The organism is Rhizobium leguminosarum bv. trifolii WSM2297 (assembly GCF_000271845.1).
Genome location: NZ_JH719395.1, coordinates 3,284,759 through 3,310,491 on the forward strand (window position 1 = coordinate 3,284,759; position 25,733 = coordinate 3,310,491).

The 25,733-nt window shown below is 60.8% G+C and carries 25 protein-coding genes; 8 read left to right on the plus strand and 17 right to left on the minus strand.

Annotated elements, in window-relative coordinates:
- Positions 1 to 20: 20 nt before the first annotated feature.
- The 3 genes from RLEG4DRAFT_RS31115 (at position 21) to RLEG4DRAFT_RS31125 (ending at position 3,322) form a co-directional block, all read left to right on the plus strand.
- A complete protein-coding gene (locus tag RLEG4DRAFT_RS31115) occupies positions 21 to 1,031 on the plus strand; it encodes an ABC transporter substrate-binding protein (RefSeq protein WP_003582755.1) in 1,011 nt (336 codons plus the stop codon).
- Between the two features lie 165 nt (positions 1,032 to 1,196).
- On the plus strand, positions 1,197 to 2,417 hold the full coding sequence (locus RLEG4DRAFT_RS31120; protein ID WP_003582756.1) for an acyltransferase family protein: 1,221 nt from the start codon (positions 1,197 to 1,199) through the stop codon (positions 2,415 to 2,417).
- Positions 2,418 to 2,584: 167 nt separating this feature from the next.
- Entirely contained in the window at positions 2,585 to 3,322 is a 738-nt protein-coding gene (locus tag RLEG4DRAFT_RS31125) for a sugar transferase (RefSeq protein WP_003582757.1), read from the plus strand.
- Positions 3,323 to 3,467: 145 nt separating this feature from the next.
- Here RLEG4DRAFT_RS31125 and RLEG4DRAFT_RS31130 read toward each other — a convergent pair whose 3' ends face one another.
- From RLEG4DRAFT_RS31130 to RLEG4DRAFT_RS31165, 8 genes are all read right to left on the minus strand, one after another.
- The gene (locus RLEG4DRAFT_RS31130) at positions 3,468 to 3,875 is read right to left on the minus strand and encodes a F0F1 ATP synthase subunit epsilon (RefSeq protein WP_003567194.1); all 408 of its coding nucleotides are present in this window, start codon (positions 3,873 to 3,875) and stop codon (positions 3,468 to 3,470) included.
- Positions 3,875 to 4,114 (minus strand): hypothetical protein, encoded by a 240-nt coding sequence (locus RLEG4DRAFT_RS31135; protein WP_003567196.1) that lies wholly within the window; start codon positions 4,112 to 4,114, stop codon positions 3,875 to 3,877. The genes RLEG4DRAFT_RS31130 and RLEG4DRAFT_RS31135 overlap by 1 nt, the downstream gene beginning before the upstream one ends.
- Complete coding sequence (gene atpD / locus RLEG4DRAFT_RS31140) at positions 4,114 to 5,550, minus strand: F0F1 ATP synthase subunit beta (RefSeq protein WP_003582758.1); 1,437 nt, start codon at positions 5,548 to 5,550, stop codon at positions 4,114 to 4,116. The genes RLEG4DRAFT_RS31135 and atpD overlap by 1 nt, the downstream gene beginning before the upstream one ends.
- Positions 5,551 to 5,573: 23 nt before the next feature.
- Positions 5,574 to 6,458, minus strand: a complete 885-nt coding sequence (locus RLEG4DRAFT_RS31145) for a F0F1 ATP synthase subunit gamma (protein ID WP_003582759.1) — start codon at positions 6,456 to 6,458, stop codon at positions 5,574 to 5,576.
- Positions 6,459 to 6,486: 28 nt separating this feature from the next.
- Positions 6,487 to 8,016, minus strand: a complete 1,530-nt coding sequence (gene atpA, locus RLEG4DRAFT_RS31150; protein WP_003567202.1) for a F0F1 ATP synthase subunit alpha — start codon at positions 8,014 to 8,016, stop codon at positions 6,487 to 6,489.
- Positions 8,016 to 8,582, minus strand: a complete 567-nt coding sequence (locus tag RLEG4DRAFT_RS31155; protein WP_003582760.1) for a F0F1 ATP synthase subunit delta — start codon at positions 8,580 to 8,582, stop codon at positions 8,016 to 8,018. The genes atpA and RLEG4DRAFT_RS31155 overlap by 1 nt, the downstream gene beginning before the upstream one ends.
- 255 nt (positions 8,583 to 8,837) lie before the next feature.
- Positions 8,838 to 9,227 carry a DUF4345 family protein gene (locus tag RLEG4DRAFT_RS31160; protein ID WP_003582762.1) on the minus strand — a complete coding sequence of 130 codons (390 nt, stop codon included), beginning with the start codon at positions 9,225 to 9,227 and terminating at the stop codon, positions 8,838 to 8,840.
- Positions 9,228 to 9,305: 78 nt separating this feature from the next.
- Positions 9,306 to 11,522, minus strand: coding sequence for a primosomal protein N' (locus tag RLEG4DRAFT_RS31165; protein ID WP_003582763.1), 2,217 nt, complete (start codon positions 11,520 to 11,522; stop codon positions 9,306 to 9,308).
- Between the two features lie 211 nt (positions 11,523 to 11,733).
- Between RLEG4DRAFT_RS31165 and RLEG4DRAFT_RS31170 the strand changes: the two genes are divergently transcribed.
- Positions 11,734 to 12,666, plus strand: coding sequence for a dihydrodipicolinate synthase family protein (locus tag RLEG4DRAFT_RS31170; RefSeq protein ID WP_003582764.1), 933 nt, complete (start codon positions 11,734 to 11,736; stop codon positions 12,664 to 12,666).
- Between the two features lie 3 nt (positions 12,667 to 12,669).
- On the opposite strand, the gene RLEG4DRAFT_RS31175 is transcribed toward RLEG4DRAFT_RS31170, so the two are convergent.
- Both RLEG4DRAFT_RS31175 and RLEG4DRAFT_RS31180 read right to left on the minus strand, forming a co-directional pair.
- On the minus strand, positions 12,670 to 13,152 hold the full coding sequence (locus tag RLEG4DRAFT_RS31175; RefSeq protein WP_003582765.1) for a GNAT family N-acetyltransferase: 483 nt from the start codon (positions 13,150 to 13,152) through the stop codon (positions 12,670 to 12,672).
- Positions 13,153 to 13,164: 12 nt separating this feature from the next.
- Complete coding sequence (locus tag RLEG4DRAFT_RS31180; RefSeq protein ID WP_003582766.1) at positions 13,165 to 14,115, minus strand: GNAT family N-acetyltransferase; 951 nt, start codon at positions 14,113 to 14,115, stop codon at positions 13,165 to 13,167.
- A gap of 140 nt (positions 14,116 to 14,255) precedes the next feature.
- Here RLEG4DRAFT_RS31180 and RLEG4DRAFT_RS31185 point away from each other — a divergent pair, with 140 nt between their 5' ends.
- Together RLEG4DRAFT_RS31185 and RLEG4DRAFT_RS31190 are read left to right on the plus strand one after the other, a co-directional pair.
- Entirely contained in the window at positions 14,256 to 15,191 is a 936-nt protein-coding gene (locus RLEG4DRAFT_RS31185; protein WP_003582767.1) for a tyrosine recombinase XerC, read from the plus strand.
- Positions 15,192 to 15,276: 85 nt separating this feature from the next.
- A complete protein-coding gene (locus RLEG4DRAFT_RS31190) occupies positions 15,277 to 16,353 on the plus strand; it encodes a TraB/GumN family protein (protein WP_003582768.1) in 1,077 nt (358 codons plus the stop codon).
- A 16-nt stretch (positions 16,354 to 16,369) separates the two neighbouring features.
- Here the strand turns inward: RLEG4DRAFT_RS31190 and RLEG4DRAFT_RS31195 are convergent, their stop codons facing one another.
- The 7 genes from RLEG4DRAFT_RS31195 to RLEG4DRAFT_RS31225 all read right to left on the minus strand — a co-directional run bounded on the left by RLEG4DRAFT_RS31195 (position 16,370) and on the right by RLEG4DRAFT_RS31225 (position 23,590).
- Complete coding sequence (locus tag RLEG4DRAFT_RS31195; RefSeq protein ID WP_003582770.1) at positions 16,370 to 16,870, minus strand: cytochrome b; 501 nt, start codon at positions 16,868 to 16,870, stop codon at positions 16,370 to 16,372.
- 148 nt (positions 16,871 to 17,018) lie between these two features.
- Positions 17,019 to 17,753 carry a ribonuclease activity regulator RraA gene (locus RLEG4DRAFT_RS31200; RefSeq protein WP_003582777.1) on the minus strand — a complete coding sequence of 245 codons (735 nt, stop codon included), beginning with the start codon at positions 17,751 to 17,753 and terminating at the stop codon, positions 17,019 to 17,021.
- 21 nt (positions 17,754 to 17,774) lie between these two features.
- Positions 17,775 to 18,938, minus strand: coding sequence for a mandelate racemase/muconate lactonizing enzyme family protein (locus RLEG4DRAFT_RS31205; RefSeq protein WP_003582779.1), 1,164 nt, complete (start codon positions 18,936 to 18,938; stop codon positions 17,775 to 17,777).
- A gap of 33 nt (positions 18,939 to 18,971) precedes the next feature.
- Positions 18,972 to 20,069, minus strand: a complete 1,098-nt coding sequence (locus RLEG4DRAFT_RS31210) for an ABC transporter ATP-binding protein (protein ID WP_003582781.1) — start codon at positions 20,067 to 20,069, stop codon at positions 18,972 to 18,974.
- A 122-nt stretch (positions 20,070 to 20,191) separates the two neighbouring features.
- Positions 20,192 to 21,082 carry a carbohydrate ABC transporter permease gene (locus RLEG4DRAFT_RS31215; RefSeq protein ID WP_003582783.1) on the minus strand — a complete coding sequence of 297 codons (891 nt, stop codon included), beginning with the start codon at positions 21,080 to 21,082 and terminating at the stop codon, positions 20,192 to 20,194.
- Positions 21,079 to 22,038 carry a carbohydrate ABC transporter permease gene (locus tag RLEG4DRAFT_RS31220; protein WP_003582785.1) on the minus strand — a complete coding sequence of 320 codons (960 nt, stop codon included), beginning with the start codon at positions 22,036 to 22,038 and terminating at the stop codon, positions 21,079 to 21,081. The genes RLEG4DRAFT_RS31215 and RLEG4DRAFT_RS31220 overlap by 4 nt, the downstream gene beginning before the upstream one ends.
- Before the next feature lie 73 nt (positions 22,039 to 22,111).
- Entirely contained in the window at positions 22,112 to 23,590 is a 1,479-nt protein-coding gene (locus RLEG4DRAFT_RS31225) for an ABC transporter substrate-binding protein (RefSeq protein ID WP_003582786.1), read from the minus strand.
- 209 nt (positions 23,591 to 23,799) lie between these two features.
- Here RLEG4DRAFT_RS31225 and RLEG4DRAFT_RS31230 point away from each other — a divergent pair, with 209 nt between their 5' ends.
- Positions 23,800 to 24,510 (plus strand): GntR family transcriptional regulator, encoded by a 711-nt coding sequence (locus RLEG4DRAFT_RS31230; protein ID WP_003582788.1) that lies wholly within the window; start codon positions 23,800 to 23,802, stop codon positions 24,508 to 24,510.
- A gap of 53 nt (positions 24,511 to 24,563) precedes the next feature.
- A complete protein-coding gene (locus RLEG4DRAFT_RS31235) occupies positions 24,564 to 25,730 on the plus strand; it encodes a mandelate racemase/muconate lactonizing enzyme family protein (protein WP_003582789.1) in 1,167 nt (388 codons plus the stop codon).
- Positions 25,731 to 25,733: the final 3 nt, after the last annotated feature.

Genomic DNA, 25,733 nt, shown 5'->3' on the forward strand with positions numbered 1-25,733 from the left:
AGAGACCTGAGGAGGTCACCATGCTGCTTCTCACCCGTCGCCAGACGATCTTCACTGCCATCGCGGCAAGCCTTGCCGGCCGTCCGGCCTTCGCCCAGTCGGCGCCCGCAAAGGCTCGCATCGCGCTCGACTGGACGCCCAACACCAACCATATCGGCATCTATGTCGCCAAGGCGAAGGGTTTTTATGCCGCCGCCGGCCTCGATGTCGAAATTCTTCCCTTTGCCGACACCAGCGCCGGAACCCTGGTATCGAACGGCGTCGCCGACTTCGGCATCAGCAGCGAGATCGAGGCCATCACGCAGCGCGCCGCCGGCGGCGACGTGAAGATGGTCTACGGCGTCGTGCAGACCGAAACAGCGCGGCTGATCTTCAAGGGCGGACGCGACGACATCAAGAGCCCCAGGGATCTCGACGGCAAGACCTATGGCGGCTTTGGCGGCACCTGGGAGAGCGCGCTGGTCTCCGCGATGATCCGCAACGATGGCGGCAAAGGCGAGGTCAAGACCGTCACGCTCGGCACCTCCGCCTACGAGGCGCTGGACAATGGCTCGATCGATTTCACCCTGGAGATCTATACCTGGGAAGGCGTTGCCGCCGAATTGGAAAACCGCAAGATTGCCCGCTTCCACTATTCCGATTATGGCATTCCCGACGAGCAGACCACGGTCATCGTCTCCAGCGACGCCTATCTCTCGACCAATCGGGACAATGCCCGTGCTTTCATTCAGGCGACGCGACAGGGTTATGCCTACTCAGTCGATCATCCCGACGAAGCCTGCGCGCTGCTGATATCAGAGAGCAACGGCGCGCTGATGAACACCGAATTGGTGAAAGCGTCGCAGAAGGCACTGATCGAAGGACACTTCCTGAAGTCCGAGGCGGGTGTGATCGGCACCCTCGATCCGGCAAAGGCCGATGCCATCGGCGGCTTCCTCCTCGAGAACGGCATCCTGGTCGATGCGAATGGCGCCGCACTCAAGGAGAAGCCGGACTTTTCCACCTATTATACCAACGAACTGCTGGACTGAGCCCGGCCTGATCTTGCCCGCCACGGCGTTCCGCGGCAAAGTCCTCGGGTACTGCATGATTTCTTAAATCGGAATCGGTTATAAGAAAAATGATGTGGTAATTCAAAGTGTTACAGCGCCTTTGCGCGTCGCTAAGACGCACGGCGCTGTAGGGCGAGGAACACGATGCGACAACAGGAACGACTGGCCGGAGCCGACTTTTTACGCGCGACGGCCTGTCTTCTGGTGCTTGCCCATCATCTGACGCTCCGGCTGGATATGCGCAGAATTCCCGACGAATTGGGACCGACCGCAAACATCCTCCGCTTCGGCAATTTCGGCGTCGCCATCTTCTTTGTGCTCAGCGGCTTTCTTCTTGCCCATCCCTTCTGGCGCTCGCTCGACGCGGGCGGCAATATGCCGAGCCTCCGCCATTACACCATCCGCAGAGCGGCGCGCATCGCGCCGGGCTTCTGGGTGGCCGCAACCGTCAGCTTCGCCCTCAGCCTGACGCTGCTTGCTCTGCCGCTGACGCCGGAGCTGACACTGCGCTACGTCTCCGGGATGCTGTTCATGAGCCAGTGGCATTGGCGCACATTGTTTCCCGTCGAAGCGGACGGGCCGCTCTGGTCCATTCCCTTCGAGGTCACCAGCTATGTGCTCCTGCCGGCCTGCTTTCTCTTGCTGTTTCGTTTGCCTCTCCTCAGGCAGCGTCCGCTGCTTGCCCGCTTGGCGTGGCTTTGCGTCATCTCAGGCGTACTCCTCGCCCATCTGCTGATCCTCATCGCCTTTCCGCTCGACGACATCGGACGCGGCTGGCAATACGGCCTCCAGGGCGGGGCGAAGGAGTGGATGCCGAGATATAATCCGATCGGCTTCTTTGCCGTCTTCGCTCTCGGTGCCTTCGCCGCCGGCGTCGAGGTCATGCTCAAAAGACGGTCCACCTTCTGGTTGGATGCCGCAGCACTGCTGGCCCTCGCCGTTGCCGGCTACCGCCTCGTCATATCGCCCGGCGGCACCCCCGAAGCCTACGGCTGGCTCGATATCCCCTATGGCTTTCCGGTCTTTCCGCTGGCGATCGCCACGGCGCTGGTTTCGCTCTGCCATTCGCAGCGCCTGGGCAGGCTGCTCGACAATGCGCCCGTCCGCTACATCGCAAAGATCTCCTTCGGCATCTATATCTGGCAGGAGATCATCCTGATCTCGATCCAGAGGCTCGATCCCGGTTCGTTCGGGGTGTCCACGGAAAATGTCGTCACCGGCTGGCTGCAGTCCTGCGGACTGGCGGCCACACTTATCCTTCTCGTCGCCAGCCTGAGCTACCACCTGCTGGAAAGACCGGCGATCGACTTCGGCAACCGCCTGACATCCACCCAACCCAATCGGGCTACTCCTTTCAAAGTATAAATTTTCACTCTTCTCAACTACAAGCATTAAGGTTAACGGCGAATACTCCCATTTTTGGTTTCTTTAGGGTTACAGAATTCTTATTTATACCGATGACAAACGATACGTGAGCATGTATCTGTCTCCCTGTAGTTCAGTATCGCAGCTAATCTTGTGGACCTTGCGTAATGAATGCTTTTACTTCGAAGACTAATTCACGCTTCGATCCGTCTCAGCGTCAGGACAAAACCAGGACCCTGGTTGTCGCGAACTCGAACATTCGCCAGCCGAGCAGCTTTTCGCCTGTCGACAGAAGGATGGCTATGCGACTGGGCGTGAAGCGGCTGTTCGACATCGTCGCCTCAGTCAGCGCCCTCACCGTGCTGGCGCCGTTTTTTCTGGCGATCGCTCTCTTCATCAAACTCGACGACGGCGGTCCGGTATTTTTTCGGCAGATCCGCTGGGGACTGAACGGCCGGAAGATCATGGTCTTCAAGTTCCGCTCGATGCGCGCCGAAGATTGTGATCCGAGCGGCATTCAACAGACCGTCAAGGGCGACAGCCGTATGACCTCCATCGGCGCGGTGCTTCGAAGGACCAACATCGACGAACTGCCGCAGCTTTTCAACGTGCTTGTCGGCGAGATGTCGCTGGTCGGTCCGCGCTGCCATGCGATCAATATGCGTGCAGCCGGCAGGCTCTATGAGGAACTGGTGCCGGACTACCACCAACGCCACATCATGCGCCCCGGCATCACCGGCCTCGCGCAGACGCGCGGCTGGCGCGGCCCGACGGCGCGACCGTTGCAAGCTCGCGCCCGCATCGCCTGCGACATCTACTATGTCCGGAATTTCAGCCTGTTGCTCGACTTGAAGATTTTATTGAAGACACTGGTCATCGAGCTGCGCGGCGGCACCGGCTTCTGAGGCATACCGGTCTCTGAGAGGCATCGGCAAAGCGGCCACTCTTTACAAGATGAAGCCGTCCGATGGCGCTGTCATCCGCCTGCCGATCAACGGACACAAAAAAGGCGGCTGTTGAGCCGCCTTTGATCATCGCAGTCGATTGCGATCAGTCCTGTTGAACGATGCCGCTCAGATGCGTCAGTTCCATGATGAAGTGCTCGAGCTTCGACTTGTGTTCGTGCAGCTCGGCATGTTCGAGCTCCAGGCGGGCAGCTTCAATGCGACGGGTCAGCTCGTCCTTGTGGAGTTCCTCGACCGGAACGGCGGATTCGGCAAGCAATGTGCAGCCGGTCGGCAGGATATCGGCAAAACCGCCGAATACGACATAGTCCTGCTTCTTGCCGGAGGCCGAACGCACGCTCACGACACCGGGCTTGACTGTCGTCATCGTCGGCGCATGGTGCGCCATGACGGTCATTTCGCCTTCCGTCGCGGGAATGACGACCTCGGTCACCATCTCCGACAGCAGCAGACGCTCCGGCGAAACGAGCTCAAAGTTGAAATTGTCAGCCATCAGTGACTTACCTTCTCGGCTATGGCTTTCGCATCTTGCAATTGGGTCCCGCAGAACGGGCAGTGCATTATCGCTTGGTCGAGATAACCGAGGCCTTCCTCGCTCTGGACCAGACCGACCACCATCATCAGCACGCCGTTATCGGCGCGATAGATGGTCGGCGCGGCTGGTTCCGGAAGATCCGCCACGACCCCTTTCAGGGAATCGCAGCAGAATATCTCGTCTAGCGCGTCGCTCATCAAGCAGCTGCGAGCTTCTTGGCCTTTTCGATCGCCTCTTCCATCGAGCCGACCATGTAGAAGGCAGCCTCCGGCAGGTGATCGTACTCGCCGCTGACGAGACCCTTGAAGCCCTTGATCGTGTCTTCGAGAGCAACCAGCTTGCCCGGCGAGCCGGTGAAGACTTCGGCGACGAAGAACGGCTGCGACAGGAAACGCTCGATCTTGCGGGCGCGGGCAACAGCGATCTTGTCCTCTTCGGACAGTTCGTCCATGCCCAGGATGGCGATGATGTCCTGCAGGGCCTTGTAGCGCTGCAGCGTCGACTGGACCTTACGGGCGACTTCGTAGTGCTCTTCGCCGACGACCAGCGGGTCGAGCATGCGCGAGGTCGAGTCGAGCGGATCGACGGCCGGGTAGATGCCCTTTTCAGCGATCGAGCGCGACAGAACCGTCGTCGCGTCAAGGTGCGCGAACGAGGTTGCCGGCGCCGGGTCGGTCAAGTCGTCGGCCGGAACGTAAATGGCCTGGACCGAGGTGATCGAGCCGGTCGTCGTCGTGGTGATGCGCTCCTGCATCTGGCCCATGTCGGTTGCGAGCGTCGGCTGATAACCGACGGCCGACGGGATGCGGCCGAGCAGAGCCGACACTTCGGAGCCTGCCTGGGTGAAGCGGAAGATGTTATCGACGAAGAACAGAACGTCCTGGCCCTGATCGCGGAAATGTTCGGCGACCGTCAGGCCGGTCAGAGCGACGCGGGCGCGAGCGCCCGGCGGTTCGTTCATCTGGCCGTAAACCAGCGCGGCCTTCGAGCCTTCGCCGCCGCCATGCTTGTTGACGTTCGATTCGATCATTTCATGGTAAAGGTCGTTGCCTTCGCGGGTGCGTTCACCGACGCCCGCGAAAACCGAATAACCACCATGCGCCTTGGCGACGTTGTTGATCAGTTCCATGATCAGAACGGTCTTGCCGACGCCGGCGCCGCCGAACAGGCCGATCTTGCCGCCGCGTGCATAGGGCGCCAGAAGGTCGACGACCTTGATGCCGGTGACTAGGATCTGTGCTTCCGTCGACTGTTCGACGTAAGAAGGTGCGTCCTGGTGGATGGCGCGCTTGTGGGCGGTGACCAGCGGACCGGCTTCGTCGACCGGCTCACCGATGACGTTCATGATGCGGCCGAGCGTCTCGTTGCCGACCGGAACCAGGATCGGTTCACCGGTGTCGGTCACTTGCTGGCCGCGAACGAGACCTTCGCTCGAGTCCATCGCGATGGTGCGGACTTCGTTTTCGCCAAGGTGCTGCGCAACTTCGAGAACCAGACGGTTGCCGTTGTTGGTGGTTTCCAGGGCGTTCAGGATCTTCGGCAGTTCGCCTTCGAAAGCAACGTCGACGACGGCGCCGATAACCTGGGTGACTCTGCCGACAGAGCCGATCTTGGGGGTAGCTGCCTCAGCCATTTTCTGACCCTCTTTTCCTAGCTTCAGAGCGCTTCCGCGCCCGAAATGATTTCAATGAGTTCCTTGGTGATCTGCGCCTGACGCTGGCGGTTGTAGCTCAGCGTCAGCTTATTGATCATCTCACCGGCATTACGCGTCGCATTGTCCATCGCGCTCATCTTGGCGCCCATTTCGCCGGCGACGTTCTCGAGGAGCGCGCGGAAGACCTGGACGGAGATGTTGCGCGGGATCAGATCGTCGAGGATCGACGCCGGATCCGGCTCGTATTCGTAGACGGCGCCGGCATGGGCTTCATCCTCGGCAACAACGTCAGGAGCCTGGGCGGGAATAAGCTGCTGCGCCGTCGGAATCTGCGAGATCACCGATTTGAACTCGGAGTAGAACAGCGTGCAGACGTCGAACTCGCCGGCCTCGTACATCTCAATGAGACGCTTGCCGATCTGGTCGGCATTCTCGAAGCCGATGCGCTTGACGTCGCGCAGTTCCTTGCGCTCGACGATCAGCGAAGCATATTCGCGGCGAAGGATGTCGTAACCCTTCTTGCCGACGGTGAAGATCTTCACCGTCTTGCCCTCGGCAATCAGCCTGCGGACGTGATCGCGGGCAAAACGCGCAATCTGCGAATTGAAGCCACCGCATAGACCGCGTTCGGCGGTGCAGACGACCAGCAGATGCACCTGGTCCTTGCCGGTGCCGGTCATCAGTGTCGGCGCGCCATCGGCATCGGTGACGGCATTGGCGATGTTCGCCAGAACCGCACCCATGCGCTGCGAATAGGGCCTGGCGGCCTCGGCCGCCTCCTGCGCACGCCGAAGCTTCGCCGCGGCGACCATTTTCATCGCCTTGGTGATCTTCTGCGTCGCCTTGACGGAGGCGATCCGGTTTTTCAGATCCTTAAGTGAAGGCATCCGTTATCCGTCCTAACTTAGGGCCCGATTACGAGAAAGACTTTGCGAAGCTATCGAGAGCAGCAGTGAGCTTGCCCCTGGTATCATCGCTGATTGCCTTTTCCGTGCGGATTGCGTCGAGGATGGCGGAGCCTTCCGAACGCAGGTACGAAAGGAAGCCCTGCTCGAACTTGCCGACCGATGCGACCGGCAGCTTGTCGAGATAGCCGTTGACGCCGGCGAAAATCACGGCGACCTGCTCTTCCGTCTTCAGCGGCGAGAACTGCGGCTGCTTCAGGAGTTCGGTCAGACGTGCGCCACGGTTCAGAAGGCGCTGCGTCGCAGCGTCGAGGTCCGAACCGAACTGGGCGAAGGCGGCCATTTCGCGATACTGGGCGAGTTCACCCTTGATCGAGCCGGCAACCTGCTTCATCGCTTTGATCTGCGCCGACGAACCGACGCGGGAAACCGAGAGACCGACGTTCACGGCCGGGCGGATACCCTGGTAGAACAGGTCGGTTTCGAGGAAGATCTGGCCGTCGGTGATCGAAATCACGTTGGTCGGAATGAAGGCCGAAACGTCGTTGCCCTGCGTCTCGATGACCGGCAGAGCGGTCAGCGAACCGGCGCCCTGATCGTCGTTCATCTTCGCAGCGCGCTCGAGCAGGCGCGAATGCAGGTAGAAAACGTCGCCCGGATAGGCTTCGCGGCCCGGCGGGCGGCGCAGCAGCAGCGACATCTGGCGGTAGGACACGGCCTGCTTCGACAGGTCGTCGTAACCGATCAGCGCATGCATGCCGTTGTCGCGGAAATATTCACCCATGGCGCAGCCGGCAAACGGTGCCAGATACTGCATCGGCGCCGGGTCGGAAGCGGTGGCGGCAACGATGATCGAATACTTCAGCGCGCCGCGCTCTTCGAGCACCTTGACGAACTGGGCAACGGTCGAACGCTTCTGGCCGATGGCGACGTAGACGCAGTAAAGCTTTTCGCCTTCCGGGCCGTTGTCGTGAATGGCCTTCTGGTTGAGGAAGGCATCGAGAAGAATGGCGGTCTTGCCGGTCTGGCGGTCGCCGATGACCAGTTCGCGCTGGCCGCGGCCGACCGGGATCAGCGCATCGATGGCCTTGAGGCCCGTCGACATCGGCTCATGAACCGACTTGCGCGGAATGATGCCGGGAGCCTTGACGTCGACGCGCGAACGGCGCGTCGCGTTGATCGGGCCCTTGCCGTCGATCGGGTTGCCGAGCGCGTCAACGACGCGGCCGAGCAGTTCCGGACCAACCGGAACGTCGACGATGGCGCCGGTCCGCTTGACGGTGTCGCCTTCCTTGATGTCGCGGTCGGAGCCGAAGATGACGACGCCGACATTGTCGGATTCGAGGTTCAGCGCCATACCGCGGATGCCGCCCGGGAACTCGACCATTTCACCGGCCTGGACATTGTCCAGACCGTAGACGCGGGCGATACCGTCACCGACGGAGAGAACCTGGCCGACTTCCGAGACTTCTGCCTCTTTGCCGAAATTTTTGATCTGGTCTTTGAGAATTGCGGAAATTTCCGCGGCGCGGATATCCATCAGCCAACCTCTTTCAATGCGAGCTTAAGAGTGGAGAGTTTGGTACGAAGAGACGTATCAATCTGGCGGGACCCGACCTTAACGATCAGACCACCAAGAATTGACGGATCAACCGTGACGGCAATCGTCACGTCTTTGCCGGTAACGCTCTTGAGTGCCACCTTCAATTCGGTTTCCTGCGCTTGCGAAAGCGCATGCGCCGAGGTGACCTCGGCGGAGATTTCACCGCGATGGTTCGCGGCGATCAGGCGGAAGGCCCTGATCATGCCCGGCAGGGCAAACAGGCGGCGGTTGCGCGCCACAACCTTCAGGAAATTGGCGAAGAAGCCGCTGATTCCGGCCTTCTCGCTGATGGCGATGATCGCCTTCAACTGGTCCTCGGCAGAGAAAACCGGGCTTGCGACGAAGCGCTTCAGATCGGCGCTCTCGTCCAGCATGGCCTGGAAACGGTCAAGATCGGCGGTTACGCTGTCGACGGCGCCCTGCTCGAGCGCCAGATCGAAAAGCGACGAGGCATAGCGCTCGGCAACACCAGATGTAAGCTGGGACGTGTCTGCCACTGGCACAAATTTCCCTGATTTCAATCCAAAATCCGGCTCTCGGCGGGCGCCGAACCTATGATCTTGAATTCGTTTTGATTTCCCCCAGAAATCACAAGAGAAGCCTCTTGCTTCTTCCGAAATTCGGGGTCCGTCTAACATAGGATGTTCGGACTCGCAACACGCGTAACGCCCGAATACGCCTTTCACATGAATTTCTGTTCGCAAAATTGCGCAATGGTCTGGAAGCAGGCCGGAGAAGCCGTCTGCGGACGGCAAGATTCACGTTTGGATGAAGCCGAAAACATAGAGCAGCGGTAACGCAGCCAAGGCAATTTGCACAACCAGGAGTAAATAGTTGACGAGATTACTCCCCTTATCGGACAGGATCGAGATAACACGGGCAAAGGCCGCCATCGCAAAGGAGGCGCCGAGCGCCATGTAAATCCAGTCCTGAGCGAGCATGATCGCCGACAGGCCGAAGCCGAGATAGAAACCGCCCATCGAGCGACCCTCGCCAAAACCTTCCGGCCGTCCCTCCTGCGCCTGGAGGCCGAGAAGACGGAAGGTCTGGCCCGGCGCAAACATCATGATGAAACCGGCGAGCGCCGTAAAAGCGGCAGAGCAAAAGGCAAGCTGCTCGCCAAGCTCGGTCGGAAAATAGAAATCCATGCATCAGCCCCAAATCGCCCGGATGATTCGGTGTTTTATGGCATGCGTGGGAAAAGGAGGAAATGGCGGCGTTATGTTTTAGAGAAAACTCTGCGGATCGATGTCGAGCTGCACCTGCACCGATCCGCGCTCCTTGGGCGATTGCGACAGCATCGCCCGCAGGAACCCCTGCATGTCGGCGTTGCGCCGGCCGTGCACCAAAAGGCGGAAGCGGTGGCGGCCGCGCACCAGCGCCAGCGGGGCTTCGGCCGGGCCGAGCACCGAGATGCCTGAAATCTGCGGCGCCGCATTGCGCATGCCGCGCGCATGGTTTTCGGCATCGTGGCGGGTTTCGGCCGAGACGATGATCGAGGCGAGCCTGCCGAAGGGTGGCAATATGGCGCGTTCGCGTTCGCTGATCTCGCGCTCATAAAAGGCGTCGGAATCGCCTGAGACAATCGCCTGCATGACCGGATGCTGCGGCTGGTAGGTCTGCAGCAGCCCATGACTTTTCAGGCCGGTGCGCCCGGCCCGGCCGGTCACCTGCGACAAAAGCTGGAAGGTGCGTTCGGCCGCGCGCGGATCGCCATTGGCCAGGCCGAGGTCGGCATCGACGATGCCGACCAGCGTCATCAGCGGAAAATTATGGCCCTTGGCGACGAGCTGGGTGCCGATGACGATATCGGCCTCACCCTTGGCGATCGCCTCCAACTCCAGCCGCAGCCGCTTCACCCCGCCCATGATATCGGAGGAGAGAACGATCGTTCGCGCCTCCGGGAAATGACGCTCCACCTCCTCGGCGATGCGCTCGACGCCCGGACCGCAGGCAACCAGATGGTCGAGCGTGCCGCATTCCGGGCATGCCTCCGGCGTGCGCTCGGCATGGCCGCATTGATGGCATTGCAGCTGTTTGCGGAAGCGATGTTCGACCAGCCAGCTCGAACATTGCGGGCATTGGAAGCGATGGCCGCAGACCCGGCAGAGCGTCAGCGGCGCATAACCGCGGCGGTTGAGAAAGAGCAGTGCCTGTTCGCGCTTCTCCACCGTCTTGCCGATCGCCCGGATCAGCACCGGCGACAGGAAACCGCCGCGCTCCGGCGCGTGCCGGCGCATATCGACCAGATGCAGGTCCGGCAGCGCCGCATCGCCGAACCGCGTCGGCAGGTGGACGGTGCTGTAGCGCCCGCTCTGCCCGTTGACCTGGCTTTCAACCGACGGCGTCGCCGACACCAGGATCACCGGAAAATCGCCGATGCGGCCGCGCACCACGGCCATGTCGCGGGCATTGTAGAAGACGCGATCCTCCTGCTTGTAGGCGGGATCGTGCTCCTCGTCGACGATGATCAGGCCGAGATCCTCGAAGGGCAGGAACAGCGCCGAGCGGGCGCCGGCCACGACGCGCACCTCGCCGGTCACCGCCTGGCGCCAGACCTTTTCGCGCATGCGCGGCGCGAGATCGGAATGCCATTCGGCCGGCTTTGCCCCGAAGCGATCCTGGAAGCGCTCCATGAAACTTGCCGTCAGCGCGATCTCCGGCAGCAGGATCAGCACCTGCTTGCCGCGTTTCAGCGTCTCGGCGATCGCCTCGAAATAGACCTCGGTCTTGCCGGATCCCGTCACCCCGTCGATCAGCGACACCGAAAACTCGCCCTTGCGGACGTCGGAAACGATCTCCGCTGCCGCCTCCTTTTGCGGCCCTTCGAGACGTGCGGCCGCAAATTCCGGGTCGGGCAATGCCACGACCGGCGGCGGCGACAAAAATATCGTTTCGAAGATGCCGAGCGTGATCAGCCCGTCGACGACGCTGGTCGAAACACCCGCCGCATGTGCCAGGCCGCTGCGTGTCCAGGACAACCCGTCGAAGGCCGTGTCGAGCACCCGGGCACGCGCCGGCGTCATCCGCTCCGGCTCGCCGCCGACGAATTTCAGTCCCTCGACCATCGGCTCCGGCTCGAAGGCGTTCGGTGCCCTCAGCGCCATACGGGCGACGAGGCCGGGCGGCGAGAGCGTATAGGCCGCAACCCAGTCGATGAAATCGCGCATCTCCCGGGAAAGCGGCGGGCAGTCGAAGACATGGCTGATCGGACGGAGCTTCTTCGGATCGACGCCGTCCTCGCCGCCCTCCCAGACGACGCCGATCACCTGCCGCGGCCCGAGCGGCACCTGCACGACCGAGCCCGGCTCGACCGCCATGCCATCCGGCACCGAATAGGAATAGGGTTTGGGCGCCGGCATCGGCACCAGCACGGGAACCGTTCGGTTCGCGGGCGGTGCCTCGAAAAGCGCGCCAAAGAGATCGGACGAATCTGTGCTCATCGGGCGAGACCATGCCCGCAAATCGATGCAATTGGAACCGCAAAGAAGAGGCGGCGCCTCTGGCATCGAGTGTGAACGACTGAGCTCTGTCGAGATCGAACGTACCCCGAACGAACGGGGTTGCCGGGCAAGCGATTGGCCGCATAGATTGCCGGAAGACCTTTCGAAATGCCGAAGCCGTGTTCTTCGGCCGCTGAAGTGGAGAGCACCAATGGCCAGACTGACCGAAGATGCTAAGGGCGTCTATGTGATTGCCGTTACCCCGTTCACCGATGACGGCGCGCTCGATCTCGATAGTATCGACAGCATGGTCGATTTCTACGAGGCCGCCGGCGTCGCCGGCCTGACGGTGCTCGGCCAACTCGGCGAGGCCCCGAAGCTGACCGCCGAGGAATCGCGGAAGGTGGTCGAGCGTGTACTTAAACGCCTCGACGGGCGGCTTCCCGTCGTCGTCGGCGTCTCGGCGCCGGGGCTTGCGCCGATGCGCGAACTTGCCGAAGCGGTCATGGGCGAAGGTGCTGCCGGCGTCATGGTCGCGCCGCCCTGGACCATCAAAACCGACGACCAGGCCTTCGCCTTCTACCAGTCGGTCGGCGAAGCCCTCGGCGATACGCCTTTCGTGCTGCAGGATTATCCGCTCACCACCAATGTGACGATCGCGCCAAAGGTTATCGAGCGCATCGTCAACGAGGTGCCAAATTGCGTCATGCTCAAGCACGAGGATTGGCCGGGCCTTGCAAAGATCTCAGCGCTTCGCGTCGCCAGGGACAACGGTGCCATGCGGCGCATCTCCATTCTCTGCGGCAATGGCGGGCTTTTCCTGCCCGAAGAGATGGGCCGCGGCGCCGATGGCGCAATGACCGGTTTTTGTTATCCCGAGATGATGGTCGGCGTCGTGGCGGCATATGCGGCCGGAAATCAGGATCGCGCCCACGAAATCTTCGACGCCTATCTGCCGCTCGCCCGCTACGAACAGCAGCAGGGCATCGGGCTTGCCTCCCGAAAATACGTTCTTGCCAAGCGCGGCGTGATCAGGTCCGCCACCCTGCGAAAGCCAGGCGCCAAGCTTTCGGCGCTCGATATTGCCGATGTCGAGCGGCTGCTGGCGCGTCAGGCCATTCGTCTCAAAGAGATCGGAGCCTGAAGCTTAAGGCGTAAAGAACGAGCCTGAAACAGGCCGAAAGGAGGGGATGTCTGCAATTTCGAGACAAAGCGTATCGCTGTCCGGCGCGCAGGGCTGAAACCCAAGAGCCTTCCAGAACCTGGCTGCGCCGGGATTACCCGGATGAACGGTGACGACACTGCAGAAATCCCGCCCGTGATTGAGCAGAGCCAGGGCCAGCAGCCGGCCGATGCCGTGCCCGCGCATCTCGGGACGGATGTAGAAACGCCGCATCCGCAACGCTCCGGATAGGCCGGGTTCGACGGTCATGCCGCCGATGCCGGCAAGCGCCTCCCCGACATAGGCGCCAAGCAGCCTTTCGCCGTCGCGCTCGAACCTGACGTCGCCGGCCGACCATTCGTCAATAAGACGAGCGATATGCAGATGACCCTCTTGCCGGGCCTCGCTTTCGAGGTCGGCAATCTCCCACGGCAATCGATCGCAGATCACTCGGATGTCGACCGACATGGCAAAACCTATTTAGACCACAGGAACGGCAAGCTCGCGAGGCGTTGCTGCAGCCGGAAGGCTGACCGGCACGAAGGTCGCGTCGCCATCCCTAGCCATATCGTGCACCGTATGCTTCTCCAGCGCCTTGGTCACCTCGTTGAGGTCGCCGTCCAGATGTTCGGCTGGAATAAGATTGCCGATCACGAAATCGAAGCGGTCGCCGCGTTTATTCAACAATTCGTGGAACACCGTCATGTCGCGAAGTTCCGTCGACCATTTCGCCAGCCAATAAAACAGGCCGGAATTGCGCGCCGTCATGTGCACGGGAAGGATCGGCAGATTGTATTTGCGCGCCAGCCCGACGGCCGAGGTCTTCCACGGGCGCTCGTTCAGCCGGCCGTTCGCCCAGTAGGCAATGCGGCCTGATGGGAAGAGTACCGTCGCCTTGCCTTCCCTGACCGCGTGGTTGGTCAATTGCAGCGTTTCGCGCGCCTTGAGCTTGCTCTTGTGCTCTTCCCGCCATTCGACGGGAATGATCATCTCGGCAAACCGCGGATTGACGCGGATCGCATCGCGATTGGCAAAGAACATCATATCCGGCCGGCGCGTCTTCAGGAGATCGAACACGGCGACACCGTCGGCAATGCCGGTCGGGTGGTTGCTGACCAGAATGAAGCCGCCGGCATCGGGAATGCGTTCGCCATTGGTGATGCCGATATCGAGTTTCAGCACGTCGCTCAGATATTCGAACGACTGGAAGCCCGGCATCTTGGCAACCGCATTGGCAAATTCGATCGCCTTGTTGTAGCGCAACAGCGTGTAGAGAAACGGCCGCATGACCGGCCAGAGCGGATTTTTCACGATCCTCTGGCCGCGTTCGGCAATCAGCGTATCGACGATATGACCGGGCTTTCCCTGTGAAACGAGAGCGATAGCTTCCGCGAGCTGTCCGAAAGCCGTCATGGAATCGCGCCGTGCCATGAAAGATCCTGTCTATGGGCTATAAGCTATCGCAGTGGAATATGATCTAAGGATGACAAAGGCTTGGCCGGCATTAGCAATTCCATAACCGTTCCTGCTTCAAATTGGCGGACTTGAAGGCAAATTCAAGGCCCCGCGACGTGAACGAACTGCTTGTTATAGCCGATCCCAGCCTGATGGCGGAACGGGCCGCATGGCTCGAAAATCTCGCCCGCGAGCGCCGTCTTTCCGAGCATACACTCGATGCCTATGAGCGCGACACACGCCAATTCCTGACCTTCCTGACTGGTCATCTCGCCGGTCCGGCGACGCTTGGCGATATCAGGGAATTGCGTCCCGCCGATTTCCGCGCCTTTCTGGCGGCCCGGCGCAAACAGGGCTCCGGCGCCCGCTCGCTTGGCCGCAATCTCGCCGGCCTTCGTTCGCTGTTGCGCCATCTTGAAAAGAAGGGCCTGGTCAATGCCGCCGGCGCCGGAGCGATCCGCTCGCCGAAACAGCCGAAATCGCTGCCGAAGCCGCTCTCGGATACGCAGGCGATCACCGTCGTCAGCAACGAAGCCCAGCTCCACGATGAACCCTGGATCGCCGCGCGCGATGCGGCTGTCATGACGCTGCTTTATGGTTGCGGCCTGCGCATCTCCGAAGCGCTGGATCTCATTCCTTCAGACCTGAAGAAGGGCGCCACAACGCTGCGCATTACCGGCAAGGGCAACAAGACGCGGCTGGTGCCGCTGCTCTCCGTCGTTTTCGACGCGGTCGAGAAATATCGCACGCTCTGCCCCTATGATCTCGAGCCCGGCGAGCCGCTGTTTCGCGGCGCCCGCGGCGGCAAGCTGCAGCCGGCGATCATCCAGCGCGCCATGCAGAAGCTGCGCAGCGCCTTCGGCCTGCCGGAGACGGCAACGCCGCACGCGCTTCGCCACTCCTTCGCCACCCACCTCCTTGCCGGTGGGGGTGATCTGCGCACCATCCAGGAACTGCTCGGCCATGCCAGCCTTTCCACGACACAGGTCTACACTGGGGTGGATGCCTCGCGGCTGCTGGAAGTGTATGATCGTGCCCACCCGCGCGCGTAAACCTTCGTTAACGTTTTCTCTTAAGGGAAAATGCGCAAGCCGGGCGTACAGCATGACACGTATAAGGCATGTGATCGGAACCATCATGACGACATCAATCGGCCGCCGGACGTTTCATTTCGTAGCGCCGGGCAATCTGCTGCTCTGGTTGATCGCAGCCTTTCATATGCTGCTGCTTGCGGCCTTGTTTGTCGCCTTCCTCACGGCAAGGCCGGCGGCGGCCGAAGAGGCAGCCTGCACCGGCCGCAACCTGATGGTCGAGCTGCAGCAGAACGATCCCGCACGCTACGCCGAAGCGCTGAAGGAAGCCGACGCGACGCCAAACGGCAAGGGCGTCTTCTGGAAGATCGAGAAAGCAGGCCTTCAGCCTTCATGGCTGCTCGGCAGCATGCATGTCACTGATCCGCGCGTGCTGGCCCTGCCGCCGCGCGCCCAGGCAGCCCACGACGCGGCCAATACGATCATCATCGAATCCGACGAGATCCTCGACGAACGCAAGGCGACCGCGGCCCTGCTCGCAAAGCCGGAACTGACGATGTTCACCGACGGCACGACGATCGACAAGCTGCTCTCCCCCGAGGACTACAAGCGCCTCGAAGCCGGCCTGAAGCAGCGCGGCATTCCGCTCGGTGCAGTCTCCCGCATGCGGCCCTGGATGATCTCGAGCGCCGTCGCCCTGCCGGCCTGCGAGATCGCCCGCAAGGCCAATGGCGTGCAGTTCCTCGACCAGAAGATTGCCACCGACGCCGTTGCTCAGGGCAAACAGGTCAAGGGGCTGGAAACGCTTGCCGAACAGATCCAGGCGATGGCCGACCTGCCGATCGAATTCCATCTGAAGTCGCTGATCGAGACGCTGGAGCTCGGCGACAAGATGAGCGATGTGGTGGAAACGATGACCGACCTCTATCTCTCCGGCGATATCGGCATGACCATGCCGATGCTGAAGACCGTGACGCCGGAGACGGAAGGCGAAGATAGCGACTACGCCGCCTTCGAGCAGCGCGTCATCCTCGACCGCAACAAGGTCATGGCCGAGCGCGCCGCCCCCATTCTCGACGGCGGCAACGTCTTCATGGCCGTCGGCGCCCTGCACCTGCCGGGCAAGGCCGGCGTCATCGAGCTGCTGCGCCAGCAGGGTTTTACCGTGACGGCAGTGAACTGACTGAACCGCCAGGCATTCAGCCGAGCGTCATCCGGCGCAGCACATTGGTTTTCCAATAGAACTGATGGACGAGCGCGCCGGCGACATGCGCCGCGATCAGCGCCCAGAGAATGATCTTCAGGACGTCCGCGTGGAATGACCCGGCGGGATTGATGCCGAAATAGTAAGCGGCGATGCCTGAAAGCGGCATGGCAAAGATCAGGATGTAAAGGCCGGCATGGGCAAGCTTCGCCGCAAGACGGAAGATCGCCGGCTCCTCCGCCACCTCGGCCGGCACGCCGTTGACGAAACGCAGTCCGAGCCTGACGACGGCGAGCAGCAGAATGGCGATGCCGACATAGGCATGGATATTCGCCGACGCAACCTGCTCCGGCGTCGGCACCTCGCCCCGGCGCATCAGCCGATGCCAGATGTTCATGCCGTCGGGAAACAGCAGATTGAAGAAGATCAAAAGCGCGATCGTCCAATGAAGGAAGCGGTGGCTGAGACTGTAAGCCATGGTGGACGGCTGCTGCATTTTCTTGACCTTCGTCAAATGTCTATCGCTGCGATTCACCATAGCTATAGGGTAATCCGGAGCTAGAGCAATTCCAGGATTGCGTAAAAACAAAAGGTTAGAGCGGCTGAGCGCTTCCGTGAAAAGCTGAACCGCTCTAAGTTGTTCCCTAGCGGTTTGTTTTCCGCCACTCTTCGTACTCTTCGCGGGCGTCGTCATGCAGCGGATAGTAGCGCTGCAACGACCCGCCCCCCATAAGCTTCACGCGCGAGAACTCCTCCCAATCGTGATGCTTTTGCGATTCTTCGATGACCTTCGGGGCCATAGCGACTGGAAGCATCACCACCCCATCATCGTCGGCGACGATGATGTCCCCGGGGATGACTGTGACACCGCCGCAGGCAATCGGAACGTTGACGGCGTTGGGATAGATGCCGGTCTGCACATGATAGTTGGGCGTCCAGCCGCGCAGCCATAGAGGGAGATCCAGCTTCTCGACATTGGGCCGATCGCGCATGCATCCATCGATCACGATGCCGGCGCCACCTCTGCCTTTGAAATACGTCGACATCATATCGCCGAAGACGCCCGAGGTCATGTCGCCGCGCGCGTCGACCACGACCACATCGCCCTCCTGCACGTGATAAAGCACGTGGCGATGTAACTGCGTCTCCGGATCTGCATATTCGCCCTCGGTGAAGAGGTCCGGCCGCTGCGGCATGAATTGAAGTGTCAGGGCCGGCCCGACGATCGACTTCCCGCGATTCTGCGACACGGGACCGACCATGTGCGGATTGCGGAAGCCCATGTGGCCAAGCGTGCCGGCAACCGTCGCGGCGCCGATTTCCTTCAGCGCGTCGATCAGTTCTTTGGGCGGTCGCGGAATGTCGGGCGTATGCGTCATTTTTGGCTCCGGTGTATGAAACTACCAGTTTGTGACAGAACCGTCGCGGCGCTTCAGGTGAGGCGCTTCCCAGAACCGAAAGCTCTCCGCCTTGACCGCCTCTTCGTTGACCTCGACGCCGAGCCCCGGCAGATCGCTGACCGGATAGTCGGGACCGTCGAGCCGTGGTTGCACGGGGAAGAAGTCGGAATTACCGAAGCCTAGCTTTGCTTCGGGCGCCCTTGTCTCGAGCCAGGCGAAATTCGGGACCGCGGCGGCGAGATGGATGGTCGCGGCCGTGCAGACGGGGCCGAGGGGATTGTGGGGCATCAAGTCCACATAGTGCGCTTCGCTCCAGCCGGCGACCTTCATCGCTTCGGTGAGCCCGCCCACATTGCAAACATCGAGCCGGTTGAACTGATGGATGCCACGCTCGATGTAGGGCAGGAATTGCCACTTGCTGGCAAATTCCTCGCCGATGGCGAACGGGATGTCGGTCATGGTGCGCAGGGATTCGTAGGCCTCGGGTGTCTCGTCTCGTATCGGCTCCTCGAGGAAATCAAGCACACCACGGCCGAGCTTGTTACAGAAGCTCGCGGCTTCCGCCACCGACAGCCGATGATGATAGTCGATGCCGAGGACGACGTCGTCGCCCAGCGCCTCGCGCGCTTTGTTCAGCATCGTTGCGGTGGCGCCGATCGACTCCCGCGGCTCAAAGATGTCCCTGCTGTTTTGCCCGATGGGGAAGAAGCGGATCGCCTGCCACCCTTGCGCTCGTAGTTCGCGGGCTCGTTCGATCGCAACATCGCCCTCGGCCTCGTCACCGGTCGAGGCGAAGGTAGGAATGCGGTCGCGCTGCTTGCCGCCCAAGAGGTCGTAGACCGGCACCCCCAGCGCCTTGCCCTTGATGTCGTGAAGGGCGATGTCGATGGCCGAAATCGCCGCCTGAAGAACGCGCCCGCCTTCGAAGTATTGGCTGCGATAAACTTCTTGCCAGACCCGACCGATCTGCATCGCATCGCGGCCGATGAGAAACTCGCGATAGTGCTCGATCGCCCCGGCCACGGCCTTCTCGCGACCGCTCAAGCCGCTCTCGCCCCAGCCGAAGATGCCGTTGTCGGTCTCGATCTTGACCAGCATCTGATTGCGCGTTCCGACCCATACTGGATAGGGTTTGATCGCCGTGATTTTAAGCATCGTCGTCATCCACGCCCTCGTTTCACACGCCTCCGCCTGGTCTCAGTTGGCCTTGAGGGCCATTTCTGTTTCGCCGTCGAACAGATGCATCCGCTCCTGATCGAACTCGAGCCAAATCTGTTCGTCGGGCGCGACGGCAATGGTCGGCGGTACGCTGACATTGACGATGGCGCCGGACAGGAACGCCTGTACGAAGGTGACGTCTCCGGTCGGCTCCACGGTATAGGCCTTGGCAGGGATGCTTCCAGGCATCGCACTCTTGTGCAGCTTGATCGTCGAGTGACGTGCGCCGAGCACGACTTTCCTGGTTGTTGCCCTCTCGACCTTCCGGGCGTTGATTGGCGAGAGCTCGAGGCGCCAGCCCTCCGCGCTGGTCAACACGGTGTTGCCGCCTGCCGTCGATGCCTCCAGCGGAACAAGGCTCATCGCCGGACTGCCGACGAAGCTGGCGACGAACATGTTCACCGGATGAGCAAAGACCTGCGCCGGTGAATCGTATTGCTGCAGGTAGCCGCCGTTCATCACCGCCATCCTGTCGGCCATGGTGACCGCTTCGAGCTGGTCGTGCGTCACGTAGATGATCGTCGCCTTGAGGTCCTGGTGGAAACGCTTGATCTCCGACCGCATCTGCACGCGCAGCTTTGCGTCGAGGTTGGAGAGCGGTTCATCCATCAGGAACACCGCCGGATCGCGAACCAGGGCACGGCCCAGCGCCACGCGCTGTTGTTGCCCGCCCGAAAGTTCGCGTGGCTTGCGCTCCAGCAGCTGCGTCATGTCGAGCACCCGCGCTGCTTCCTTGACCTTCTTGTCGATCTCGTCCCTTGGCAGTTTGCGCATCTGCAGCGGGAATGCCAGGTTTTTGTAGACCGATTTCTGCGGATAGAGCGCGTAGTTCTGGAACACCATTGCGATGTCCCGGTCCTTAGGGTCGAGGTCGTTGACCACCCGCTCGCCGATGACGATGTCGCCGGATGTGATGGGGATGAGCCCCGCCACAAGATTGAGCGTGGTTGTCTTGCCGCAGCCTGAAGGGCCGACGAGCGCAACGAATTCGCCGTCGTTGACCGTCAGCGAAACATTGTTGACAGCTTTGAAGCTGCCATAGGTCTTGACCAGATCTTTCAGGACCACGTGGGCCACCGGCAACTCCCCTTGAGCATGATGCCGAAAAGTGTGAGCGGTTTTCTCACGACATCATGCTCTAACTCTTTAATTTAGAACAGGATTCAGATTTTAAGCCACCGGCCTAAAATCATCCTGTTCTAGTGCTTGACTGCGCCTTCCGTGAGCGCCCGTACGAAGTATCGTTGCAGGACGAGGAACAGGACCACGACGGGCACGCTCATCATGAAGCTGGCCGCCATCAGGCCCGGAAAGTCCGTTGTATTTTCCGAGAAGAAGCGCTGGATGCCGACCGGCAGTGTCAACTGCTCGTTCTTGGAGAGGAAGGTGTAGGCGTAGATGTACTCGTTCCACGCGCCGATGAAGGAATAGATCGCCGTGGCGATGATTCCCGGCGCCGAGAGCGGCATCACGATCAGGATAAAGGCCTGGAACCGCGTTGCCCCGTCGATGCGCGCCGCCTGCTCGAGTTGCACCGGGATATTGTCGTAGAAGCCCTTGAGGAGCCAGATTGCCAGCGGCAGGCCGAATGTGAGGTAGGTGAGGACGAGCGACGCATGCGTGTTCACCAGCCCGATCGCGCGCATCAGTATGAAGAGCGGCACGAGAAAAATCACCGCCGGGAACATGTTGCGAAGCAAGACGGCGAAGAACAGAAAGTTCCGGCCCGGGAAGGTGAAGCGTGAAAACGCGTAGGCCGCAGGAACTGCCACGATCACCGAAAGGATGGTCGTGGCGGTGGAGACGAAAAGGCTGTTCCAGAAGAAGCGCAAGAAGTCCTGGCCGACGCTGTTTTGCGGATCGAGCAGCTTCTGGTAGCTGGCAAGGGTAGGTTGGTCCGGCCACCATTGCGGCGGGAACTGCATGGCCGCGAAGCCGGACTTGATCGAGGTGATCAGCATCCAGACCATCGGTAATGCGGTGTAAAGCAGCATGAACACAAGGAAAGCGCGTCCGCCCCACCGCCATCCATCGATGCGCATACGGCGACGTGCCTGGCCTCGATGGGCAGTCTCGGCAATCGTGCTCATTCGCTCCCGTCCTTCCGCTCGTTGCCGCTCAGCGCACGGACGTAGAAGTATCCGAGCGACATCAGGATCACGAACAGCAGCACAGAATAGGCCGATGCCACACCCCAGCGCTGGCGGCCGAAGGCGAGTTCATAAATATGGGTGATCCAGATGTGCGATGCGTTCGACGGCCCGCCGCCGGTCATGATCCAGGGGATGATGAAAGAATTGAAGTTGGCCACTGCCAGCAGAAGGATCGTCACCGTCGAGACGTTTCTCAAGTGCGGAAAGGTGACGTGCCAGAACCGCTGCCATGCATTGGCTCCGTCGACTTTTGCGGCGCGCAGCAACTGGTCGGGAACCGTCTGCAGGCCGGCCATCATCATGATCATGGCAAACGGAAATTCGCGCCAGATGTTGACGACGATCAGCGAGGGCAGCACGGTGCTGACGCTGTCGATGAAATTCGGCGGCCGGTCGGCCCATCCGAGGCCGACCAGCACCGCGCCGATGATCCCAAAGTCCGAATGGTAGATCCACTTCCAGATATAGGAGGCGGCAACCGCGCTGATGACCCAGGGAATGATCAGAACGGCGCGCAGAATGCCACGGCCGACAAAGTCACGATGGAGCGCCAGGGCGCAGGCAAACCCCAGGACAAATGAGATGAGCGTGGATCCCAGTGTCCAGATAAGAGTGTTCGAGGTGACCTTCCAGAACACCGGGCTTGTGAGGATGGAGATGTAGTTGTTGAGACCGATGAAAGTCTTGTCGCGGAGCTGCAGGCCAGGCGGTGTATTGAAGAACGACAGCTCGATCGTATAGTAGATCGGGTAGGCTATGACGATGAGCATCACGGCGATCGCAGGAAGCACATACGCGTAGTCAGCGCGATGCTCCCAAATCTTTCGCAGCACCCCCGGCCTGTCGGGTTGCAGTCTTCTGCGAGCCTCGGCCTTGCCAGTCAATATCGTCACTTTGCCGTGCCCTTATTCTTGGGAACAAACCGGCTGCAATCGAGCCGCAGCCGGTCAGATCTTCAGGCCTGGACTAAAGACCGCCGTCCATCAGGTCTTTTACCTTTTTGGCTGCGTCGTCCGCTGCCTGGTCGACGGTCATGGCTCCCGTCAGGGCATTCTGCAGCATATCCGGGACGATGATGTTCATGATCTCGGGGGACTGTGGCAGCGCCGGGAACGGGATGCCGTATGGCAGCATCGAAGTCGTGACATCAAGGAACTTGATGTTATCAAGACGTTCCTTCATCCATTTTGTCTTGAAGCCGTTGAGGTTTCCCGGGTTCGAGCCGGCATAGGCCATCTTCAGCGACCACTCTGGGCTCGTCCACATGCAGATGATGGCCTTTGCAGCCGGTTCGTCTACCTTGCCGCCCTCGACATATTCGGGCTTCAGGATGTGAATGTTGGAGCCGCCAAACACGACGGCACGCTTGCCGTCGGGACCAGTCGGAATCAGGCCGTAGCGCATGTTGTCGATGACGGTCTGCGCCTTGTCCTTGTCGGTAGCCGTTGCCTTTTTCTGCAGGTCGAGCATGACGTTGTAGTCGGACGGATGCGAGATCATCATGCCGAGCTGGCCAGCGAGGAAGAGGGGCTGGTTGTCGGCCTGCTGGTTGGTGAGCGCCGAAACCGGAACCGACTTGTCGCGAACATACATGTCGTAGGAGGCTTGCAACGCCGCCTTGCTCTGCGGGCTATTGAGCTCGACCTCCTTATAGGTCGGGTTGGCGGTCGCTTCGTCGAAGACGCCGCCGCCATAGGCCCACAACTGCGGCATGAAGCGGTAAGGGGTATTGCCGGCATTCTTGCGAGCCACGAGGCCGTAACCGGCAATGCCGAGCTTGTCGTGGATCTGCTTGGAGTATTTGACGACGTCGTCCCAGGTTGCCGGAGCCTTGTCCGGATCGAGGCCCGCACGCTTGAAGATGTCGGCGTTCCAGATGAACGCCATGGTCTCGTTGTTGGTTGGGATGCCGTAGGTCGCCCCCTCCCAGGTTACAGCCTTCATTGCACCGGGCCAGAAATCCTCGGTCGAATACCCTACATCCTCGGGTTTGAGCGGCTGCAAATAGCCCTTTGAAGCGAACTCGGTGCCGCCCAGGATCTGCAGGCGGACCGCCATGGGCGCTGCATTGCCAAGGAGTGCGGTCCGGAACTTGTCCAGCAGGTCGTTATAGGTGAGGGCCTGTTCCTCAAGCTGGATGTTTGGATAGGTTTTGCGGAAGGTCTCGAAGAACTCCTTGTAATACTGGCGCAGGAGGTCGGGGTCGCCCTCGAACACGCCCTGATACCAGAAAGTCAGTCGCCCCTTGTAGTCGAGCGGGGTGACCTTGCCGCAATCGGCCGCCGTGTCAAATTCCTGTGTGCCGGCAATGGAGCGCACATATTGCGGCGACCATTTGCTCAAGTCGACCGGCGCACCCAGCGCGGACGCGGACATCAACGATACCATCAAAGCAGTGCAGACAGTGCCGCGCAGGACGGCACCGCCGAGTGAAATCCTCGTCATAGGTATCCTCCAGGTTCTCTCCCATGCCGCTCTTCGTCGAGACGGGCGGTCTTTGCTCGTCGGCCGCGGGATGCTTTCATCCGATGTATCACTTCGAGCTTATCATACGTTTTCAGATCGCAGATTGCCTGTCAACTAGCGAAATCGTACATTGTTTATGGAAACCTTGCATGATATTTGAGCAATGCGTGTATTGATTGGGGACAGCCTTGGCCGAAACAAGTGATTTTAAAGCACAGCCACCCGAAGGGATCGACGCTACCGGGGCCTCCAGCGAGGGCGCCTCGCTTTATCAATTGATCAGGGAAGACATCATCGAAGGGCGGCTCGCTGCCAACGAACGGCTTGTGATCACCGATCTCGCCCGACGCCACGGCACCTCGACCAACCCCGTGCGCGAGGCTCTGCAACTGTTGCGCGGGGAGGGCTTTGTCACCTTCGTTGCCAACCGGGGAGCCCGCGTCCGGCCCATAGATCAGGATTTTGTGCGGGACATCTACGAGATAGGGGTTTTGATCGAGCCGGCACTGACGCGATGGTTCGTGAATATGGCCACCGTCGAGGACATTGCTGAACTCGAACGCATCCAAGGCCTGATTGAAGACAACGACTTCGCCGACACGTTGCGGCACAGTGAACTCGACACCGCCTTTCACACCGTAATGTACCAAAGGCACTACAATCGCCATGCCGCCGAGCTTTGGTGGAAGCATCGCGAGGTGCTGCGAGCCGTGAGCCGGCGTTTCAACTTCACGCTCGCCCGCCGCGCCGCGATCCTGAGCGAGCATCGCGAGCTCATCGAGCATGTCAAAGCGGGAAATGCGAACGAGGCTGGCGACCTCATTGCACGCCATGTCGAGGGCTCCGGCCGGCACATCCTCGAACACATGCGGGCGCGTAACGCCGCCCGGGCAGGATAGAATGCACGGCCTGGAACGTCGTATCGCGACCACTTCAGATAAAGGCAGTTGAGATGAAAATCACCAGCGTTCGGCCGTGGCTTATCAAGTCCGATGCTTCCTATTGGGGAGAGTTTCTGTTCGTCGAAGTGACGACCGACGAGGGGGTCAGCGGCTGGGGCGAGATCACGACGACGACCAGGCTCGCCAATCGCGCCCTCTGCACCATCCTGCAACAGATCGGGGCCGCTGTGACAGGCGAGGACCCAGCGCGCATTGAGTATCTGTGGCACAAGATATTCCGTAGCTTCACTTACATGGGCAGTCGCGGCGCCGCAGTCGAATGCGTGAGCGCCATCGACATCGCGCTCTGGGACATCCGAGGCAAAGTCCTGGGTAAGCCGATTTACGAGCTGCTGGGTGGAGCTGTGCGCGATGAAATTGCGCTCTACACCCACCCCAACCAGGCCAAATTTACCAGCAATGAGGCAGTGGTCCGCGAAATTCGAGATATCGTCGAGTCCGGCCACACTGCGCTCAAGTTCGATCCTTTCCCCTACCAAGGGCGCACCGCCGATGGCCTGCCTCGCGAACAGCGGGACGGCTATCTCGATGGCAGCATGACCCGCAAAGACGAGCGCGTAGCCGCCGAACTCACGGCCCTCATCCGCGAAACGGCGGGCCCGGATGTCGACATCCTTATCGATGCGCATGGCCGGTTCGATGTTCCCACCGCCATTCGCCTTTGTCGGAGCCTCGAGGAAGCTGGTCAGATCGACTGGTTCGAGGAGCCCTGTCCACCGGAGAGCCTCAACGCTCTCAGACAGGTCCGCGAGAAGGTCAGCGTCGCGATCTCGTGGGGCGAGCGCGGCCACACGAAGTGGGATTTCGTGCCCGTGCTCGAAAACAAGCTCGCTGACTACGTCATGCCCGATGTCACCTGGACCGGCGGCATTACCGAACTCAAGAAGATTTCTGCCCTATGCGAAGCCTACTACATCCCCGTCTCGCCGCATGACGCCGCGGGGCCGATCAACGTGGTCGCGGGGGCGCAGGTGATGATGACCGTTCCCAACTTCTACAAACTCGAAACGTCGGAGTGGAACCTGGGCAAATACGATCACCTCATCGACAGACCGCTCGATGTTTCGAACGGCAGCCTCAAGCTGACGCCCAAGCCTGGTCTCGGCGTCGAAATGAACCGCGACTACCTTCAAAGCCACGAGATAGAGCTGGACTAGCAA

Coding starts and splice junctions, on each gene's coding strand:
- RLEG4DRAFT_RS31190 (WP_003582768.1), top strand. CDS start 15,277: ATGACGACATCAATCGGCCGCCGGACGTTTCATTTCGTAGCGCCGGGC.
- RLEG4DRAFT_RS31235 (WP_003582789.1), top strand. CDS start 24,564: ATGAAAATCACCAGCGTTCGGCCGTGGCTTATCAAGTCCGATGCTTCC.
- atpD (WP_003582758.1), bottom strand. CDS start 5,550: ATGGCTGAGGCAGCTACCCCCAAGATCGGCTCTGTCGGCAGAGTCACC.
- RLEG4DRAFT_RS31135 (WP_003567196.1), bottom strand. CDS start 4,114: ATGAGCGACGCGCTAGACGAGATATTCTGCTGCGATTCCCTGAAAGGG.
- RLEG4DRAFT_RS31200 (WP_003582777.1), bottom strand. CDS start 17,753: ATGACGCATACGCCCGACATTCCGCGACCGCCCAAAGAACTGATCGAC.
- atpA (WP_003567202.1), bottom strand. CDS start 8,016: ATGGATATCCGCGCCGCGGAAATTTCCGCAATTCTCAAAGACCAGATC.
- RLEG4DRAFT_RS31120 (WP_003582756.1), top strand. CDS start 1,197: ATGCGACAACAGGAACGACTGGCCGGAGCCGACTTTTTACGCGCGACG.
- RLEG4DRAFT_RS31160 (WP_003582762.1), bottom strand. CDS start 9,227: ATGGATTTCTATTTTCCGACCGAGCTTGGCGAGCAGCTTGCCTTTTGC.
- RLEG4DRAFT_RS31225 (WP_003582786.1), bottom strand. CDS start 23,590: ATGACGAGGATTTCACTCGGCGGTGCCGTCCTGCGCGGCACTGTCTGC.
- RLEG4DRAFT_RS31205 (WP_003582779.1), bottom strand. CDS start 18,938: ATGACGACGATGCTTAAAATCACGGCGATCAAACCCTATCCAGTATGG.
- RLEG4DRAFT_RS31180 (WP_003582766.1), bottom strand. CDS start 14,115: ATGGCACGGCGCGATTCCATGACGGCTTTCGGACAGCTCGCGGAAGCT.
- RLEG4DRAFT_RS31195 (WP_003582770.1), bottom strand. CDS start 16,870: ATGCAGCAGCCGTCCACCATGGCTTACAGTCTCAGCCACCGCTTCCTT.
- RLEG4DRAFT_RS31175 (WP_003582765.1), bottom strand. CDS start 13,152: ATGTCGGTCGACATCCGAGTGATCTGCGATCGATTGCCGTGGGAGATT.
- RLEG4DRAFT_RS31215 (WP_003582783.1), bottom strand. CDS start 21,082: ATGAGCACGATTGCCGAGACTGCCCATCGAGGCCAGGCACGTCGCCGT.
- RLEG4DRAFT_RS31125 (WP_003582757.1), top strand. CDS start 2,585: ATGAATGCTTTTACTTCGAAGACTAATTCACGCTTCGATCCGTCTCAG.
- RLEG4DRAFT_RS31170 (WP_003582764.1), top strand. CDS start 11,734: ATGGCCAGACTGACCGAAGATGCTAAGGGCGTCTATGTGATTGCCGTT.
- RLEG4DRAFT_RS31145 (WP_003582759.1), bottom strand. CDS start 6,458: ATGCCTTCACTTAAGGATCTGAAAAACCGGATCGCCTCCGTCAAGGCG.
- RLEG4DRAFT_RS31130 (WP_003567194.1), bottom strand. CDS start 3,875: ATGGCTGACAATTTCAACTTTGAGCTCGTTTCGCCGGAGCGTCTGCTG.
- RLEG4DRAFT_RS31115 (WP_003582755.1), top strand. CDS start 21: ATGCTGCTTCTCACCCGTCGCCAGACGATCTTCACTGCCATCGCGGCA.
- RLEG4DRAFT_RS31165 (WP_003582763.1), bottom strand. CDS start 11,522: ATGAGCACAGATTCGTCCGATCTCTTTGGCGCGCTTTTCGAGGCACCG.